The following is an 18489-nucleotide window of genomic DNA, read 5'->3' on the forward strand; positions in this document are numbered from 1 at the left end:
TCGCCGGGACCGGAAATGCCGGACCGGCGAAAGTCTCCTGGTCAGTGCACCAGCCGGACCCGGGTGGCTCCCAAGTGCATCGGCGGCGCATCGACGGCGATCCTTACGCGGAACCTTCCGGCGCCATCGCGGCGGTCAGCTCGGCGCCGTGGGTGGGGCGGCCGGAACTGCCTCGCGATCGGGCGCGAGCGGGTCGGTCACCGTGCCGGACTCCTCATCGAGCAGCCCCTGCGCCAGCCTGGTCACCGCTGCGGGGACCGGCGGCGCCAGGTCGGCCGTAGCGCGGAGACCGGACAGGACGTCGTCGGGTCGTACGGCAGGTGTCAGATGCCGTACCACCAGCCGCAGTATCGCACAGCCACCGTCCCCGGGCCTATCGGCCCGAGGCGCGAACGCCTCCAGCCGGGCCACCGCGGCACGGGCGTCGAAGGTCCGCAACCCGTTTTTCGTCATGCGCTCGACCTCGACCGTGTCGGCCTTGAGGAAGGCCGCGGCGGCCCGCTCGGCCTCCGCGGGGGCGACCTGGTCGAGCCGGATCTCCCATACGGACGCCTGCAGCCGGTCGGCGAGGCCGGATGTCATGGCCTCGACGGCGTCGATGACGTCGAGGCCGCCGGGCAGCGACTCGTCGAGGAGGACGCGCAGCCGCTCGGGGTCGCGCGCCTCGGTGAGCTGGATCTCCAGGTACTCGGCCTCACTGCCGGTGCCGGTGGGTGCGGCATTGGCGTACGACACCTTCGGATGCGGGGTGAAGCCCGCCGAGTAGGCCATGGGCACCTCGGCGCGGCGCAGCGCCCGCTCGAAGGCGCGCTGGAAGTCGCGATGGCTGGTGAACCGGAGGCGGCCGCGCTTGGTGTAGCGCAAACGGATGCGCTGCACCGCCGGTGCGGGCGGCGGGCCTTCGGGCTGTCGCTTGCCCAGGGGTCTGTCTCCTTGTACTTCCTTGCGGTCGAACACCAGGGCCTGTGCGGCCCTCGTGTCTTCCAGCCTACTTTGTGAGCCGGTGGTTACCGGACGGCTACTTCACGACCGACAGCGGCAGCAGCTTCCGGCCGGTCGGGCCGATCTGGATCTCCGTGTCCATCTGCGGGCAGACGCCGCAGTCGAAGCACGGGGTCCAGCGGCAGTCGTCGACCTCGGTCTCGTCGAGAGCGTCCTGCCAGTCCTCCCAGAGCCAGTCCTTGTCGAGACCGGAGTCCAGGTGGTCCCAGGGCAGGACCTCCTCATAGGTGCGCTCACGGGTGGTGTACCAGTCGACGTCCAGACCGAAGTCGGGCAGCGTGCGCTGGGCGCATTCCATCCAGCGGTCGTAACTGAAGTGCTCACGCCAGCCGTCGAACCGGCCGCCGTCCTCGTAGACGGCGCGGATGACCGCGCCCACCCGGCGGTCGCCGCGCGAGAGCAGGCCCTCGACGATGCCGGGCTTGCCGTCGTGGTAGCGGAAGCCGATGGAGCGGCCGTACTTCTTGTCGCCGCGGATCTTCTCGCGCAGCTTCTCCAGCCGCGCGTCCGTCCCCTCGGCGCTGAGCTGCGGCGCCCACTGAAAGGGGGTGTGCGGCTTGGGCACGAAGCCGCCGATCGAGACGGTGCAGCGGATGTCGTTCTTGCCGGACACCTCGCGGCCCTTGGCGATGACCTTGATCGCCATGTCGGCGATCTGCAGGACGTCGTCGTCGGTCTCGGTGGGCAGACCGCACATGAAGTACAGCTTCACCTGCCGCCAGCCGTTGCCGTACGCGGTGGCGACGGTCCGGATGAGGTCCTCTTCCGAGACCATCTTGTTGATGACCTTGCGGATGCGCTCGCTGCCACCCTCGGGGGCGAAAGTCAGGCCCGAGCGGCGGCCGTTGCGGGTCAGCTCGTTGGCGAGGTCGATGTTGAAGGCGTCGACCCGGGTCGAGGGGAGGGACAAGCCGATCTTGTCCTCCTCGTACCGGTCGGCCAGGCCCTTGGCGATGTCGCCGATCTCGGTGTGGTCGGCGGAGGAGAGCGACAGCAGGCCGACCTCCTCGAAGCCGGTGGCCTTCAGGCCCTTGTCGACCATCTCGCCGATGCCGGTGATGGACCGCTCACGCACCGGGCGGGTGATCATGCCCGCCTGGCAGAAGCGGCAGCCGCGGGTGCAGCCGCGGAAGATCTCCACCGACATCCGCTCATGAACGGTCTCGGCGAGCGGGACCAGCGGCTGCTTGGGGTACGGCCACTCGTCGAGGTCCATGACGGTGTGCTTGGAGATCCGCCACGGCACGCCGGAGCGGTTCGGCACCACCCGGGAGATCCGGCCGTCGGGCAGGTACTCCACGTCGTAGAACTTCGGCACATAGACGCCGCCGGTGCGGGCGAGGCGGAAGAGCAGCTCATCGCGGCCACCCGGGCGGCCCTCGGCCTTCCAGGCCCGGACGGTCTCGGTCATCTCCAGCACGGCCTGCTCACCGTCGCCGATCACCGCGCAGTCGATGAAGTCCGCGATCGGCTCCGGGTTGAACGCGGCGTGGCCGCCGGCGACCACGACGGGGTGGTCCTCGGTGCGGTCGACGGCGTCCAGGGGGATGCCGGCGAGGTCGAGCGCGGTGAGCAGATTGGTGTAGCCCAGCTCGGTCGAGAAGGAGACGCCGAACAGGTCGAAGGCGGACACCGGGCGGTGCGCGTCCACGGTGAACTGCTCCACCTTGTGCTCGCGCATCAGCTCTTCGAGGTCCGGCCAGACGCTGTAGGTGCGCTCGGCGAGCACGCCTTCGCGCTCGTTGAGCACCTCGTAGAGGATCTGGACGCCCTGGTTGGGCAGCCCGACCTCGTAGGCGTCGGGGTACATGAGCGCCCAACGCACGTCGCAGGAGTCCCAGTCCTTGACGGTGGAGTTGAGCTCCCCGCCTACGTACTGGATCGGCTTCTGCACATGCGGGAGCAGGGCCTCGAGCTGTGGGAAGACCGACTCGACAGACATCTGGGAGTTACCTTCGTGAGCTGACAGGGGTGACCCTCAAGCGTACCCGCCCCGCGCGGGCCCGCCCGCCACAGGACGGGCCCGCCCCAGCGGCCGCACGTCAGGGGCTCAGCGCCGCCCTGTGCTTCTTGCGCGAGGCCTTCGCCCAGACATCCGGCAGCTCGCGCTCGCTGTCGGCCGCCCGCGCCTCCTCGTGCCCGTAGAGCAGGCCGAAGGTGAAGTCGCTCTCCCCCGCGCCATGGGCCTGGGTGGCCAGCACGCGCAGCGCCTCCCGGGTGACGACGCTGTCCTGGTGCTCGCCGAGGGCGTCCTGCATGGCCTCCATACGGCGGGCGAACTTCTTCGCGGGCTTGCCGAGCGCGGGCCGGGCCGTCTCGGCGGCGTAGCGGGCGCGCTTGGCGGCCTTGCGGGCCTGGTGGACGGCGATGTCGCGGTCCGGTCCCGGGGGCGTCTCCAGGGCGGTGGCCATCCGGCCCGCGAGCCGCTCGTAGTCGCGCAACACGGCCTTGGCGGCCACCGGCCCGGCCGGCTTCGCTGCGGCCGGCCGCAGCGGCGGGTCGGCCACCAGCGCGTCGAGGGTGTCGAGGAGCGTGAGATAGCGCTCGCCGTCGAGGGCGCCGAGCACCCTCTCGCGTGCGCCGCCGCGCCGCCCCTGCGACCAGTGGTGCAGCCGGGCCTTCACCGGGCCGAGCCGGAGGTCGTCCGGCACCTCGGCGAGCTGGTGCTCCAGGCGCTCGGTGAGCACCTCGCGGTCGCGCTCCACGCCGAGCTCACCGGCCAGCCACTTCAGCTCGTCGCCGATCGGGTCGGTGACCGTACGGTCGAGCACCTTGCGGTACGAGCGGAAGGCGCTGCGCAGCCGGCGGGTGGCGACGCGCATGCGGTGCACCGAATCCGGTACGTCCCGGCGCACGGCCGGGTCGAGCTCGGCGATGGCGTCGAGCTGGCGGCGTATGTAGTCCAGGACGACATCGCCCGCACCCAGCGGCCGCCGCGGGTCCTTCGCGGCCTGCTGGACCTGCTGGGCGGTGGTGGCGGGCTTCCCAGGCTTCGCGGGCCGTCCGGGCCTGCCCCCGCCGGCCTCGACGGCGACCGCGCCCGCCTCCGTCTCGGCCAGGGCCTTGGCGAGCTTGGAGGGGCTCTCGGCGCGGTGCAGCCCTCCTTCGCCGAGCCGCGCCTCGACGGCGTCGAGCAGCCGCTGGTCGTGGCCCCGGCCCTCGGCGAGCTCCACCTCGACCTCGGTCCACCGCACCGGCTTGCCCTCCTCCGGCGCCAGCCGCCGGGCCGTCACGCGGTCGAGGGACACCTCGGCGAGCACGGTGCCGTCGGCGTCCACCAGGTGCTTGCGGTCCCGCTCGGACCGCAGTCGGGCGAGCGGGAGCAGCGGGGCGCGACGAACTCGCGAGCGGATGAGGGCGGCCATCTCGGACGGCACCTCGTCGCCGAGCGGCGCGTGGATCTCCTCCCGGGTGTCCGGCCCGACCGGCAGCTTCAGATGCCAGCCCGCGTCGTCGCCGCCCTCGCGGCGGCGGAGGGTGATGCCGTCCGCGAAAAGGCGCCGCTCGGGGGTGTCGTAATAGGTGGCGTCGAGGGTGGTCACGCCCTTGCTCACCACGGACGCGACCGGGCCCGCCCCGGTCAGCTCGGGCAGACCCGGCAGGTCGGGTCGCCCGGACGGACCGGCTTCTTCGGCCGTCGCCTCGTACTTGCGCTCGATCTCCTGCTTCGTGTCGACCATGACTGTCACCTACCCGCCTGGGCAGGTGACAGCCCTACGACACGGCTAAGCGGTTACGGCGAAGTCAAGTGCTGATCCTTCTCGGCGTCCAAGCCCTCGGCCAGGCCGAACGGCGAGGGATCAGCGGCGAACTTCACCGCATCCGCTCAGGCGGAGATCGGACGCTGCACCTTGATGGACTGCAGCAGGCCGACGGCGATCCATACGGCGAACATCGACGAGCCGCCGTAGGAGACGAACGGCAGCGGCAGACCGGCGACCGGCATGATGCCGAGCGTCATGCCGATGTTCTCGAACGACTGGAAGGCGAACCAGGCGATGATGCCGGCGGCGACGACCGTCCCGTACAGCTCCGTGGTGTCACGGGCGATCCGGCACGCGCGCCACAGCACGACCCCCAGCAACAGGATGATCAGGCCGGCGCCGAGGAAGCCGAGCTCCTCCCCCGCCACCGTGAAGACGAAGTCGGTCTGCTGCTCGGGCACGAACTGACCGGTGGTCTGGGTGCCGTGGAAGAGCCCTTTGCCGGTCAGACCGCCCGAGCCGATCGCGATCCGCGCCTGGTTGGTGTTGTAGCCGACGCCGGCCGGGTCCAGGGCGGGGTTGGCGAAGGCGGCGAAGCGGTCGATCTGGTACTGGTCCAGGACGCCGAGCTTCCAGACGAGCAGCGCGCCGGTCACCGCGGTGAGGATCAGCCCCGCGATCCAGCGGTTGGAGGCGCCGGAGGCGAGCAGCACGGCGAGCACGATCACCGCCATGACCATCACCGAGCCGAGGTCCGGCATCAGCAGCACGATCACGATGGGCAGCGCGGCCAGCGCGAGCGCCTGGACGACGGTGCGGTGGTCGGGGTGGAGACGATCCCCCGCGTCCACCCGGGTGGCCAGCAGCATCGCCATGCCCAGAATAATCGTGATCTTGGCGAACTCTCCGGGCTGGAGGGAGAAGCCGCCGCCGATGACGATCCATGCGTGCGCGCCGTTGATGGTCGAGCCCAGCGGGGTGAGGACGGCGAGGACGAGCACCACGGACAGCCCGTAGAGGACCGGGACCGCGCCGCGCAGGGTGCGATGACCGAGCCAGATGGTGCCGATCGCCAGCAGCACCCCGATCCCGGTGTTCAGGGCATGCCGGACCAGGAAGTAGTACGGGTCGCCCTGGTTGAGCTCGGTGCGGTTGCGGGTGGCGGAGTAGACGAGCGCCGCGCCGATCGCCGACAGGGCGACGGCGGTGAGCAGCAGCACCCAGTCGAGGCGGCGTACGAGCGAGTCGCGCGCCATGAGCTTGCCCCAGGTGCCGCGCTCCGGGGTGAAGCGGCGGACGGAGTAACCCGTAGCGGTCACTGCCACCTCCCGTTCGTTTCTCCGCCCGCGCGGCGCACAGGTGCCGCCTTCGATGCCACCTGCGGCCCGGCGGCCGCACGCACGCCACTCACAGCGACCTCCCGTTCGCTTCTCCGCCCGCGCGGCCCACAGGTGCCGCCTCCGACGTCACCTGCGGCCCGGCGGCCGCACACACGCCACTCACAGCGACCTCCCGTTCGCTTCTCCGCCCGCGCGGCGCACAGGTGCCGCCTCCGATGTCACCTGCGGCCCGGCGGCCGCACCCGCGTCACTCACTGCGGCCTCCTCTTCGCTTCCCGGGCCGCCCGCTCGAACTGCTTGCCCAGCGGCTGGGCCTCGATGGAGCCGTCGGGGTCGATCCTGGGGAGGCTCGCCTGAGGCTGGGGCAGCAGCGCCTTGCGCTTGTCGATGCCGCCCTTGGCGTCCACCCCGTACAGCGCGTTGTAGATCTTGCGCACGGCGGGGCCGGAGGCGCCGGAGCCGGTGCCGCCCTGGGAGATCGTCATGACGATCGAGTAGTCCTTGGTGTACGTGGCGAACCACGAGGTGGTCTGCTTGCCGTAGACCTCCGCGGTACCCGTCTTGGCGTGCATCGGGATCTTGTCCTGCGGCCAGCCCTGGAACCGCCAGGCGGCGGTGCCCCGGGTCGCGACGCCCGCGAGCGCGCTGTCGATCTGCTGTTGCGTCCGGGCGTTCATCGGCAGCTTGCCGTGGGACTTTGGCTTGATCTCCCGGACATGTTTGCCGTCGGGGCTGACGATCGCCTTGCCGACGGACGGGTTGTGGAGCGTGCCGCCGTTGCTGATGGCCGCGTAGATGCTGGCCATCTGGATCGGGGTGACCAGGGTGTCGCCCTGGCCGATGGAGAAGTTGACGGAGTCACCGGCGCGCATCTTCATGCCTTCGAGGCAGTTCTCGTAGGCGAGCCGCTGGCCGTAGTTCCCGTCCTTCTTGGCGCTCTTGCACCAGGCGTCCTTGTTGGCCTTCCAGTAGTCCTTCTTCCACTGGCGGTCGGGGACCCGGCCGGTGACCTCGTTGGGGAGGTCGATGCCGGTCTCCTTGCCGAGGCCGAACTGGTGGGCGGTCTTGTAGAACCAGTCCCCCGGCTTCTTCTTGGGCTTGTTGCCGCCGTCCTTCTTCCACTCGTCGTAGGCGAGGCGGTAGAAGACGGTGTCGCAGGAGACCTCCAGCGCGCGGCCGAGGCTGATCCCGCCGTGGTTCTGGGACTCGAAGTTCTTGAAGACCTGGCCACCGATACTGAAGGAGCTGGTGCAGGCGTAGGGCCCGGCGAAGCCGTATCCGGCGTTGACCGCGGCGGTCGTGGGGATCACCTTGAAGATCGAGCCGGGGGCCGCCTGGCCCTGGATGGCCCGGTTCAGCAACGGGTAGTTGCTGTCCTTGCCCGTGAGCTTCCTGTAGTCCTTGCCGGAGATGCCGCCGACCCAGGCATTGGGGTCGTACGCCGGGTTGGAGGCCATGGCCACGACCCGGCCGGTCTTGGCCTCCATGACCACGACCGCGCCCGAGTCGGCCTTGTAGTTCCGGCCGGTGTTCTTGTCGAACTGCTTCCGGGCGTCCTTCATCGCCTGGTCCAGCTCCTTCTCCGCGACCGCCTGGACGCGGGAGTCGATGCTGGTGACCACGTTGTCCCCGGGGCGGGCCCGCTGGCTCTCCCGCTGGCCGATGACCCGGCCGAGGTTGTCGACCTCGTAGCGGGTGACGCCCGCCTTGCCGCGCAGCTGGGTGTCGTACTGGTGCTCAAGGCCGTTGCTGCCGACCTGGTCGGAGCGGAGCAGGGGCGACTTGGTGTGCTCGGCCTTCTTGATCTGCTCGTCGGTGACCGGCGAGAGATAGCCCAGCACCTGGGCGGCGTTGGAGCCCGCGGGCGCGGCGTAGCGGCGCACGGCGGTGGGCTCCGCGCTGATCCCGGGGAAGTCCTCTTCCCGCTCGCGGATCTGGAGCGCCTGCTTGGCGCTGGCCTCATCCGTGATCGGGATGGGCTGGTACGGGGAACCGTTCCAGCAGGGCTGGGGGGTCTTGGCGTCGCACAGCCGGACCTTGTCCATGACGTCCTTGGGCTTCATCCGGAGCACGCCCGCCAGCCGGGTGAGGACGGCCTTGCCGTCGTCCGGCTCCTTCATCAGGGCGGTGCGGCTGGCGGAGACCACGAGACGGGTCTCGTTGTCGGCGAGCGGCACCCCACGGGCATCCACTATCGAACCGCGCACGGCGGGGTGGACGACCTGCTGGACATGGTTGTTGGCGGCTTCGGCGGTGTACTCGTCGCCGTTGCGGATCTGGAGGAACCACAGCCGGCCGCCGAGGGTCAGCAGCAGCGAGAAGGCCAGGATCTGGATGGCGACAAGGCGGACGGTGACCCGCGGAGTCCGTCCGGTCTCCGGGATATTGCTCATGGCGCGCAGCCTCCCTCGGGGGCCGTGGCGGGAGATGGCGGCATCACAGGCGCTTGACCCCCTTGATCCGTCCCGACTTGCTCTTGCCCGCCTTCGACAGCAGCCCACCGCGCTGGCTGCCGATGCGGGCGGTCCGGCCGGGGCGGCGAAGCCGGCTCATCCGGCTCGTCCGGCCGGTGCGGACGCCGCCCGCCGCGCTGATCCAGCGGGACGCGCTCTCGCCGCCGGTGCCACCGGCGCTGTCGGCCATCGGATCGTTCTCACTCCGTCTGGCCAGCCCCATGATGAGCGGCACCGTGAAGGGCGCCAGCAGCAGGTCGTAGAGGGCCGCGGTGAACAGCAGCTTGCCCAGGCCCACCTGGCGGGCCGCGTCGTCGCCGACGAGGATGCCGACGCCCGCGTACAGCAGCGTGGCTCCGACGGCCGCGGCCACGACCACGAGCATCGGCCCGGTGGCCGACCGGAGCTGGCCGGTCTCCGGCTTGGCGAGCCCCGCCAGATAGCCGATGACGCACAGCACCAGCGCATAGCGCCCGGCGGCGTGGTCGGCGGGCGGGGCGAGGTCGGCGAGGAGTCCGGCGCCGAAGCCGATGAGCGCGCCACCCGTGTGGCCGTAGACGAGGGCGAGGCCGAGGACGACGAGCAGCAGCAGATCCGGTACGGCGCCGGGCAGTTGCAGCCGGGCCAGCACACAGATCTGGACGACGAGGGCGAAGACCACGAGGACGGTCGACAGGACGATCCGGTTGAGGTGCAGCATCGGGTCAGCTCCTGTAGGGGGCCGGGCTCGTGGACGGGCCGGATGGCGTGGCCGTGCCGGAGGGCGTGCCTGTGCCGGAGGGCGTGGCCGTGCCGGAGGGCGTGGCCGTGACGGTGACCGTGGGCGTGGGCTTGGGCTTCGCGGGCTTGGGCGGCAGCACGGTGTCGCGCGGGTTGGTGCGCGGCGGCTGGACGACGACCCCGACGATGTCCAGCTTGCTGAATTGGACGTACGGGCGCACCTGGAGCGTGCGGGTCAGGTCACCGCCGGTGGGATCGACGCGGACCACCTTGCCGACCGGGACGCCGGGAACGAACGGCTTGTCACCCTGGGAGCCGAAGGTGACGAGCCGCTCGCCCTTCTTGATCTTGGCCTTGCCATTGAGGAGCTGTACGTGGAGCGAGCGGTCGCCGCGGCCGGTGGCGAAGCCGAGCTCGCTGGACTTCTCCATCCGGGTGCCCACGGTGAAGTCCGGGTCGATGGCGAGCAGCACGGTGGCGGTCGAGGGGCCGACGGTGGTGACCCGGCCGACCAGTCCGTCGCCGTTGATGACGGTCTGGTCGCGGCGGATGCCGTCGTTGCTGCCGAGGTCGATGGTGACGGTCCAGGAGAAGCCCTGGGCGGCGCCGACGCCGATGACCTCGGCGCCCTTGATGCCGTACTGGCCGCGGCCCGCTGTCTTCAGCAGCTTGTCGAGCTCACCGGCGCGGGCGCGGTTGCGGTCGTCGCTGCCGAGCCGCTGCTTGAGCTTGGCGTTCTCCTGTTCCAGGGCGCTGATCCGGTTGTGCCGCTCATCGGAGTCCCGTACGGCGGCAACCGCGTTGCCGACCGGATCGACGGCGGAGGAGACCCCGTCCTCCACCGGCCCGAAGACGGAAGCGGCGGCCTGACGGGCGCCGTCGAGGGGCGAGTCCTCGCCGCCGCGGATATCCACCGTGATCAGCGCGAACGCGATGGCGACCAGCAGCACCAGGAGCAGCCGGCTCTCTCGTGTGTCCCTCACGTGCGGCGACGTGCCTTCCTCGTCGAAGTCGGACCGGTCCCGGTTTCATGGCGTGCGACCGGTCCTGGGAGCCTTATGCCTGTATATCAGCGTTCCGCCGCACGGGCAGCAGCCGTCAACCTGTGCGGCGGATCCGCCGGATTGTCATCTGCGGGGCTGGGCGTCCAGCACCTGCTGGAGCGCCTCGAACTCCTCGACGCACTTGCCGGAGCCGAGCGCGACCGAGTCCAGCGGGTCCTCGGCGATATGGATCGGCATGCCGGTCTCGCGGCGCAGGCGCTCGTCGAGGCCGCGCAGCAGCGCGCCGCCACCGGTGAGCACGATGCCGCGGTCCATGACATCGCCGGAAAGCTCCGGCGGGCACTTGTCGAGGGTCGTCTTGACCGCGTCGACAATGGAGTTGACCGGCTCCTCCATCGCCTTGCGGACCTCGGCGGCGGAGATCACGACGGTCTTGGGGAGCCCGCTGACCAGGTCGCGGCCGCGGATCTCGGTGTGCTCCTCCTCGCCGTTCTCGAACGCCGAGCCAATCGTGATCTTGATGTTCTCGGCGGTGCGCTCACCGAGAAGCAGGCTGTACTCCTTCTTGATGTGCTGGATGATCGCGTTGTCCAGCTCATCGCCCGCCACCCGGATGGACTGGGCGGTGACGATGCCGCCCAGGGAGATGACGGCGACCTCGGTGGTGCCGCCGCCGATGTCCACGACCATGTTGCCGGTGGCCTCGTGGACCGGGAGGCCGGAGCCGATGGCGGCGGCCATGGGCTCCTCGATGATGTGCACCTGGCGGGCGCCCGCCTGAGTGGACGCCTCGATGACGGCGCGGCGCTCGACCCCCGTGATTCCGGAGGGAACACAGATGACCACACGGGGGCGGGCGAGATAGCGGCGCTTATGGATCTTAAGGATGAAGTACCGCAGCATCCGCTCGGTGATCTCGAAGTCGGCGATAACGCCGTCCTTGAGCGGACGCACAGCGACGATGTTGCCAGGGGTGCGGCCGATCATCTTCTTTGCCTCGGCGCCCACGGCGAGAATTCCGCCGGTGTTGGTGTTGATGGCGACGACGGATGGCTCGTTGAGGACGATCCCGCGGCCCCTGACGTACACCAGCGTGTTGGCGGTCCCGAGGTCGACAGCCATGTCACGGCCGATGAACGACATGTTGTTCCCCATGAGGATACGTCAGGCCTTCCCTACTGGAGCGATTGCTTGCTTGAGGTCGGCAGGGATGTGTAGTGCGCTGCGAGGCGCGGAAGCTTCATCGTAGTCACGCCCGCTCGAACACGCTGCGGGGGTCCTCCGCCATTGTCGGCGGAACACGAGCCCGCCCCACCTAATGGTGACGTCGTGTCGCGGAGATGCGTTCCCTCGATCGGCCCGCATATGCCAAGAGGCGGCCGATAAAATCGACCGCCCCCAGGTCAACAGGGGTGTGACGACCTGATGAACGATCAGGCGAGATCAGGAACGATCAGGCAAGACCGGGAAAGAAAATCTTGATTTCCCGTTCGGCGGACTCTTCGGAGTCCGAGGCATGGATGAGATTTTCCCGAACGATGGTGCCGAAATCGCCACGGATGGAGCCGGGCGCCGCGGCGATCGGGTCGGTCGGCCCGGCCAGCGCACGGACGCCCTCGATCACCCGCTCGCCCTCGACGACCAGCGCCACGGCCGGACCGGAGGCCATGAACGTCACCAGCGGCTCATAGAACGGCTTGCCGACATGCTCGGCGTAGTGCTGTTCCAGGACCTCGGGGCCCAGCTCGCGCAGCTCAAGGGCGGTGATCGTCCAGCCCGCCTTCCTCTCGATCCGCCCCAGAATCTCGCCCACCAAGCCGCGTCGTACGGCGTCGGGCTTGAGAAGGACGAGCGTGCGCTGGCTCACGGTGCGGGCTCCTTAGGGAAGTGGCGTGCGGGTGAAGCTGTGCCGCAGAGGCTACATGGATGAACGTGATCCACGTTACGCAGCGTCAGCGGAGGGAGCGGAGGACGCGGCGAACCGCGCCTTCGCCTCGTCGACCTCGCGGCCGAAGTGAACGGAGGCCCACCACAGAGCGGCGAAGACCACGCCGAGGAAGAACATGGTCGTCACGATGAAGCCGCTCAGCACCAGGCCGATCTGCAGGGCCCAGCCGATCCGCACCGCCCCGGGACGGCTCAGCGCGCCGCACAGCAGCACACACAGCGCCATGGCGACGCCGCAGACCGTCCAGACGGTGCCCATCGACAGCTCGGACATCTTCATCGCGACCAGCCCGGCAAAGCCGATCACAAAGAACTCGCCGATCAGAGTGGAGGCGCACAGCGTTCGCATATCAGCCCTTTCCCAGAAGCAGCCGGGCCTCGCCGACTGTGATCACCGAGCCGGTCACCAGCACGCCCGCGCCGGAGTACTCACCCTCTTCCTCCGCGAGGGTGATCGCCTCCTCCAGGGCGTCGTCGAGCCGCGGCTCGACCTGCACCCGGTCGGGGCCGAAGACCTCGACGGCGATCGCGGCCAGCGCGTCCGGGTCCATCGCGCGATGGCTGGAATTGCGGGTCACCACGACCTCGGCGAAGATCGGCTCGAAGGCCTCCAGAAGGCCGCGTACGTCCTTGTCGTCGCTCGCCCCGACCACACCGATCAGCCGGCTGAAGCCGAACGCCTCGGCGACGGTCTCGGCCGCGGCCCGCGCGCCCGCCGGATTGTGCGCGGCGTCCAGCACCACGGTGGGGCTGCGGCGCACGACCTCCATCCGGCCGGGCGAGGTGACGGAGGCGAAGGCGGAGCGGACGGTGTCGATGTCGAGCGTGCGGGCGTGCTCGGTGCCGATCCCGAAGAACGCCTCGACGGCGGCCAGCGCCACCGCCGCGTTGTGCGCCTGATGGGCGCCGTACAGCGGGAGGAAGATGTCCGGGTACTCACCACCCAGGCCGCGCAGCGTCAGCAGCTGACCGCCGACCGCCTGTTCACGGGAGAGCACACCGAACTCCATGCCCTCGCGGGCAACCGTGGCGTCCACCTCGACGGCGCGCTTGAGCACCACCGAGGCGGCCTCCACCGGCTGCTGCGCGAGCACCACGGTGGCGTCCTGCTTGACTATCCCGGCCTTCTCCGTGGCGATCTGCTCCGGGGTGGTGCCGAGCCGCTCGGTGTGGTCCAGGGAGATCGGCATGATCACGGCGACGCCCGCGTCGATCACATTGGTGGCGTCCCAGGAGCCGCCCATGCCCACCTCGACCACCGCGATGTCCACCGGCGCGTCCGCGAAGGCCGCGTACGCCATACCGGTGAGCACCTCGAAGAAGGACAGCCGGTGCTCCTGCCGGCCGTCGACCATATCGATGTACGGCCGGATGTCCTGATACGTCTCGATGAACCGCTCGGCGGAGATCGGCGCCCCGTCCAGGCTGATCCGCTCGGTGATGGACTGCACATGCGGACTCGTATAGCGGCCGGTGCGCAGCTCGAAGGCGCCCAGCAGCGACTCGATCATGCGGGCGGTGCTCGTCTTGCCGTTCGTCCCGGTGATGTGGATCGAGGGGTAGGCCCGCTGCGGCGAGCCGAGGATGTCCATCAGCGACTCGATCCGCACCAACGAGGGGTCGAGCTTGGTCTCGGGCCAGCGCCCGGCCAGCTCCGTCTCCACCTCGCGCAGGGCGCGGTCCATCTCGGGGTCGGCCGGCCGGGCCGGGATGCCGTCCCCCTGCGGCGGCCCCGACTGCGCGCGCAGCGTCCGGCTGCCGGCCTCGATCACCGCCAGATCGGGGTCGCGGTCGGTCTCGGCTCCGACGATCTCTTCGAACTCGTCGGACCCGTCGGACTCGTTTTGGGGACGCTCCTCGCTCACGCCGACCAGTCTACGAGGGAGGGGTGACAAGCCGGGTGAGCGCCATCGCGGGGGTTACGACCAGGTCTCGTTGTATCTGCGGCCCGGTTCGACTTCGGCTCACTCGCCGGCCAGCGCGGCCTTCATCACCGACTTGGCGATCGGCGCCGCCAGGCCGCCGCCGGAGATGTCGGCGCGCGCCGCGTCGCTGTCCTCGACCACCACCGCGACCGCGACCTTGTGGCCGCTGCCGTCGTCCGCGTAACTGACGAACCAGGCGTACGGGTTGGCATCGTTCTTCTCGCCGTGCTGTGCGGTGCCGGTCTTGCCGCCGACCGTCACCCCGGGGATCCTCGCGTTGGTGCCGGTGCCCTTCTCCACCACCGTCCGCATCGCGGACTGGAGCTCGGTCGCGGTGTCCTTGGACATCGCCTGGCCGTACGTCTTCGTCCCGGGGCGGTCCAGCGCGGACGCGGAGCCGTCGGTGGTGCGGTCCACCTCGTTCGGGGTCATGAGCTTGCCGTCCTCGGCGATGGCCGAGGTGACCATGGCCATCTGCAGCGGGGTCGCGGTCACATCGAACTGGCCCATACCGCTCAGCGCCGTCTGCGCCTTGTCCATACCGCGCGGGTACAGGCTCTTCGCGGCGCGCACCGGAATGTCCAGCCTGGAGTCGTCGAAGCCCAGCTTCTCGGCCTGCGCCGCCACCTTGGACTGGCCCAGGTCCACGGCCATCTTCGCGAAGACCGTGTTGCAGGAGTACTGCAGGGCGGTGCGTATCGTCGCGTTACGGCACGGCGCCGACCGGTTCTCGTTGTGCATATCGGTGCTCGTGTTCGGCAGCCGGTACGGATCGGGGCTCTTGGTGGGCTCGTCCACCGAGGAGTACAGCCCGTTCTCCAGCGCCGCGGCGGCGACCACCACCTTGAAGGCCGAGCCCGGCGGATAGGTCTGGCGCAGGGCCCGGTTCAGCATCGGCTGCTTCTCGTCCTTCTGCAGCGCGCTCCATGCCTTCGAGTCGCCCGTGGAGGAGCCCGAGATCGACCCGGGGTCGTAGGAGGGCGTGCTGGCCAGGGCGAGGACCGCGCCCGTCCTGGGGTCGAGCGCCACGGCCGCGCCGGTCTTCTTCCCCAGCCCACGGTAGGCGGCCTTCTGGGCGGCCGGGCTGATCGTGGTGACCACGTCGCCCGGCTTGGACCGCTCCCGGGTCAGCGCCTGGAGCGGGCTCTTCAGCCGGCTGTCGGAGCCGTCGAGAACCTGCCGGTTCAGGGCCTCGAGCTGATTGGAGCCGTACGACTGCGAAGCGTAGCCGGTGACCGGTGCGTAGAGCTTCCCGGCGCTGTACGTCCGCTTGTACTTCAGATTGCCCGTGGTGGCGGCGGAGCCGGTGACGGGCTTGCCGCCGACCAGGATGTCGCCGAGCGGGCCCGCGTACTCGGAGATGGCCGTCCGGCTGTTGTGCGGGTTGTCCCGGAGGCTGCTCGCTCTCCCCACCTGGACATACGTGACCCAGATGAGCAGGGCCAGCACGAGCAGCAGGGAGAACACGGAGGCTTTCCGCAGGGGCTTGTTCATGGAGGGTGGAGCTCCTTCCGGGACGTACGGGCGGATAACTCCCGGAAGGAAGGGTTGGGTTCCTGCGAGGCGTTCCTGAGCGGCGATTGTGAGATATCACGCGAAGCGCCCCCCGCCGGCATCCGGTGGGGGGCGCCTGGTGAGCGAGGGCTCAGCCCTTGGGCAGGGTCGCCAGCTGGGCGGTGATCCGGGCGATGTCGGCCTCGGCGGTCGCCAGCCGGGTACGGATCTTCTCCACGACGTGGTCGGGCGCCTTGGCCAGGAACCCCTCGTTGGACAGCTTGGCCGTCGTCTGCGCCTTGTCCTTCTCGGCCGCGGCGAGATCCTTGGCCAGCCGCTTGCGCTCGGCCTCGAAGTCGATCGCACCGGACAGGTCGAGCGCCACGGTCGCGCCCGCGACCGGCAGCGAGGCGGTGGCGGTGAAGCCCCCACCGGCCGGCTGGAGGCGCAGCAGGGAGCGCATCGCGTCCTCGTGGGCGGCGAGCGAGGTGCCGGACAGCTCCAGCCGGGCCGGGACCCGCTGGCCGGGCTGCAGCCCCTGGTCGGCGCGGAACCGGCGGACCTCGGTGACCACCTGCTGGAGGTTCTCGATCTCCCGCTCGGCCGCCTCGTCGCGGAAACCGCTGTCGTTCGGCCAGTTGGCGATGACGACCGACTCCTGCCCGGTCAGCGAGGTCCACAGCTTCTCGGTGACGAACGGGACCACCGGGTGGAGCAGCCGCAGTGTGACATCCAGCACCTCGCCGAGGACGCGCCGCGAGGCGTCGGCCTCCGCGCCGCCCTTGAGGAACGTTGTCTTGGACAGCTCGACGTACCAGTCGAAGACCTCGTCCCAGGCGAAGTGGAAGAGCGTGTCCGAGAGCTTCGCGAACTGGTAGTCGTCGTAGTACGCGTCGACGTCCGCGACGACCTGGTTCAGCCGGGACAGGATCCAGCGGTCGGTCGCCGAAAGCCGCTCGGGCGCGGGCAGTTCGCCCTCGACGGTCGCGCCGTTCATCAGCGCGAAGCGCGTCGCGTTCCAGATCTTGTTGGCGAAGTTGCGGGAGGCCTGGACCCAGTCCTCCCCGATCGGGACGTCCACGCCGGGGTTGGCGCCCCTGGCCAGGGTGAAGCGGACGGCGTCGGAGCCGTAGGTGTCCATCCAGTCCAGCGGATCGACCGCGTTCCCAAAGGACTTGGACATCTTCTTGCCGAACTGGTCACGGACCATGCCGTGCAGGGCGATGGTGTGGAACGGCGGGGTGCCGTCCATCGCGTACAGGCCGAACATCATCATCCGGGCGACCCAGAAGAAAAGGATGTCGTAACCGGTGACCAGGACGGAGTTCGGATAGAACTTCTCCAGGCTCTCGGTCCGCTCGGGCCAGCCCAGCGTGGAGAACGGCCACAGCCCGGAGGAGAACCAGGTGTCCAGGACATCGCTGTCCTGGGTCCAGCCCTCGCCGCTCGGCGGCTCCTCGTCCGGTCCGACGCACACGACCTCGCCGTTCGGCCCGTACCAGACCGGGATCCGGTGGCCCCACCACAGCTGGCGCGAGATGCACCAGTCGTGGAGGTTGTCGACCCAGTCGAAGTAGCGCTTCGCCATGTCCTCGGGGTGGATCTTCACCCGGCCGTCGCGGACCGCGTCGCCCGCCGCCTTGGCCAGCGGGCCGACCTTGACCCACCACTGCATGGACAGCCGCGGCTCGATGGTCGTCTGGCAGCGGGAGCAGTGGCCCACGGAGTGGGTGTACGGGCGCTTCTCGGCGATGATCCGGCCCTCGGCACGCAGCGCGCCGACGATGGCGCTGCGCGCCTCCAGCCGGTCCAGGCCCTGGAAGGGGCCATGGGCGGTGATGACCGCGTGCTCGTCCATGACGCTCAGGTTCGGCAGGCCGTGCCGCTGGCCGATCTCGAAGTCGTTCGGGTCGTGGGCCGGGGTGACCTTGACCGCGCCGGTGCCGAACTCCGGGTCCACGTGCTCGTCGGCGACGACCGGGATACGGCGGCCGGTGAGCGGCAGCTCGATCTCGGTGCCGACCATATGGCGGTAGCGCTCGTCGTCGGGGTGGACGGCGACCGCGGTGTCGCCCAGCATCGTCTCGGCGCGGGTGGTGGCCACGACGATCGAGGAGTCGCCCTCGCCGTACCGGATCGAGACGAGCTCGCCGTCGTCGTCCTGGTACTCCACCTCGATGTCGGAGATGGCCGTGAGGCAGCGCGGGCACCAGTTGATGATGCGCTCGGCGCGGTAGATCAGCTCATCCTCGTAGAGCTTCTTGAAGATGGTCTGGACGGCCTTGGACAGCCCCTCGTCCATGGTGAACCGCTCGCGGTTCCAGGCGACGCCGTCGCCCAGGCGCCGCATCTGGCCGGAGATCTGCCCGCCGGACTCGGCCTTCCACTGCCACACCCGCTCGACGAACGCCTCGCGGCCCAGGTCGTGTCGGGAGACGCCTTCCTTGGCCAGCACGCGCTCGACCACGTTCTGCGTGGCGATACCGGCGTGGTCCATGCCGGGCTGCCAGAGCGTCTCGTAGCCCTGCATCCGCTTGCGCCGGGTGAGCGCGTCGATGATGGTGTGCTCGAAGGCATGGCCGAGGTGGAGTGACCCGGTCACATTGGGTGGGGGGATGACGATGGTGTAGGGCTCTTTGTCGCTCTTCGCGTCCGCCTCGAAGTAACCGCGCTCTACCCAGCGCTCGTACAGCTGCCCCTCCACATCGGCCGGCGCGTACTGGGTCGGCAGTTCAGGGTGGCTGTTCGGCCCGCTCTCGGGGCGCTGCGAAGAGTTCTCGGTCACGACCGCAGTCTAAAGGGCGGCGGCACTCCGTTACGAACCCGTTGTGGCCCCGGGGCAAAGGCACCCGGGCGCGTCGGGAAGGATGTTGCGCACCTGTCATGCGCGTCAAGGAGAG

13 protein-coding genes are annotated in these 18489 nt (G+C 69.8%); all 13 read right to left on the reverse strand.

Annotation, left to right across the window (positions count from 1 at the left end):
• Window positions 1-135: 135 nt before the first annotated feature.
• The 13 genes from ABZU99_RS22825 to ABZU99_RS22885 all read right to left on the reverse strand — a co-directional run bounded on the left by ABZU99_RS22825 (window position 136) and on the right by ABZU99_RS22885 (window position 18374).
• The gene (locus ABZU99_RS22825; RefSeq protein WP_356046302.1) at window positions 136-879 is read right to left on the reverse strand and encodes a TIGR03936 family radical SAM-associated protein; all 744 of its coding nucleotides are present in this window, start codon (window positions 877-879) and stop codon (window positions 136-138) included.
• Window positions 880-1018: 139 nt separating this feature from the next.
• The gene (locus ABZU99_RS22830; RefSeq protein ID WP_356046304.1) at window positions 1019-2944 is read right to left on the reverse strand and encodes a TIGR03960 family B12-binding radical SAM protein; all 1926 of its coding nucleotides are present in this window, start codon (window positions 2942-2944) and stop codon (window positions 1019-1021) included.
• Between the two features lie 100 nt (window positions 2945-3044).
• On the reverse strand, window positions 3045-4682 hold the full coding sequence (locus ABZU99_RS22835; protein WP_356046306.1) for a CYTH and CHAD domain-containing protein: 1638 nt from the start codon (window positions 4680-4682) through the stop codon (window positions 3045-3047).
• A gap of 146 nt (window positions 4683-4828) precedes the next feature.
• Complete coding sequence (gene rodA / locus ABZU99_RS22840) at window positions 4829-6025, reverse strand: rod shape-determining protein RodA (protein ID WP_355953446.1); 1197 nt, start codon at window positions 6023-6025, stop codon at window positions 4829-4831.
• Between the two features lie 272 nt (window positions 6026-6297).
• A complete protein-coding gene (gene mrdA / locus ABZU99_RS22845; protein WP_355953443.1) occupies window positions 6298-8439 on the reverse strand; it encodes a penicillin-binding protein 2 in 2142 nt (713 codons plus the stop codon).
• A gap of 43 nt (window positions 8440-8482) precedes the next feature.
• Window positions 8483-9196: a rod shape-determining protein MreD gene (mreD, locus tag ABZU99_RS22850; protein ID WP_355953460.1), complete on the reverse strand. Its 714-nt coding sequence runs from the start codon at window positions 9194-9196 to the stop codon at window positions 8483-8485.
• 7 nt (window positions 9197-9203) lie between these two features.
• Window positions 9204-10202 (reverse strand): rod shape-determining protein MreC, encoded by a 999-nt coding sequence (gene mreC / locus ABZU99_RS22855; protein WP_355953441.1) that lies wholly within the window; start codon window positions 10200-10202, stop codon window positions 9204-9206.
• A gap of 144 nt (window positions 10203-10346) precedes the next feature.
• Entirely contained in the window at window positions 10347-11366 is a 1020-nt protein-coding gene (locus ABZU99_RS22860; protein WP_355953457.1) for a rod shape-determining protein, read from the reverse strand.
• Window positions 11367-11676: 310 nt separating this feature from the next.
• Window positions 11677-12090 (reverse strand): nucleoside-diphosphate kinase, encoded by a 414-nt coding sequence (ndk, locus tag ABZU99_RS22865; RefSeq protein ID WP_355953438.1) that lies wholly within the window; start codon window positions 12088-12090, stop codon window positions 11677-11679.
• 75 nt (window positions 12091-12165) lie between these two features.
• A complete protein-coding gene (locus tag ABZU99_RS22870) occupies window positions 12166-12519 on the reverse strand; it encodes a DUF4233 domain-containing protein (protein ID WP_355953435.1) in 354 nt (117 codons plus the stop codon).
• Window position 12520: 1 nt separating this feature from the next.
• Complete coding sequence (locus ABZU99_RS22875; protein WP_355953433.1) at window positions 12521-14035, reverse strand: folylpolyglutamate synthase/dihydrofolate synthase family protein; 1515 nt, start codon at window positions 14033-14035, stop codon at window positions 12521-12523.
• Window positions 14036-14134: 99 nt separating this feature from the next.
• Window positions 14135-15589: a penicillin-binding transpeptidase domain-containing protein gene (locus ABZU99_RS22880; protein ID WP_355953431.1), complete on the reverse strand. Its 1455-nt coding sequence runs from the start codon at window positions 15587-15589 to the stop codon at window positions 14135-14137.
• Between the two features lie 151 nt (window positions 15590-15740).
• Entirely contained in the window at window positions 15741-18374 is a 2634-nt protein-coding gene (locus ABZU99_RS22885) for a valine--tRNA ligase (RefSeq protein ID WP_355953428.1), read from the reverse strand.
• Between the last annotated feature and the right edge of the window lie 115 nt (window positions 18375-18489).

The organism is Streptomyces sp. NPDC005266 (assembly GCF_040607655.1).
Lineage (GTDB): Bacteria > Actinomycetota > Actinomycetes > Streptomycetales > Streptomycetaceae > Streptomyces.

Excerpts from the sequence above, each read along its gene's own strand:
- ABZU99_RS22860 (WP_355953457.1), bottom strand. The coding sequence starts at position 11,366 with ATGTCGTTCATCGGCCGTGACATGGCTGTCGACCTCGGGACCGCCAAC.
- ABZU99_RS22830 (WP_356046304.1), bottom strand. The coding sequence starts at position 2,944 with ATGTCTGTCGAGTCGGTCTTCCCACAGCTCGAGGCCCTGCTCCCGCAT.
- mrdA (WP_355953443.1), bottom strand. The coding sequence starts at position 8,439 with ATGAGCAATATCCCGGAGACCGGACGGACTCCGCGGGTCACCGTCCGC.
- ABZU99_RS22835 (WP_356046306.1), bottom strand. The coding sequence starts at position 4,682 with ATGGTCGACACGAAGCAGGAGATCGAGCGCAAGTACGAGGCGACGGCC.
- ABZU99_RS22870 (WP_355953435.1), bottom strand. The coding sequence starts at position 12,519 with ATGCGAACGCTGTGCGCCTCCACTCTGATCGGCGAGTTCTTTGTGATC.
- ABZU99_RS22880 (WP_355953431.1), bottom strand. The coding sequence starts at position 15,589 with ATGAACAAGCCCCTGCGGAAAGCCTCCGTGTTCTCCCTGCTGCTCGTG.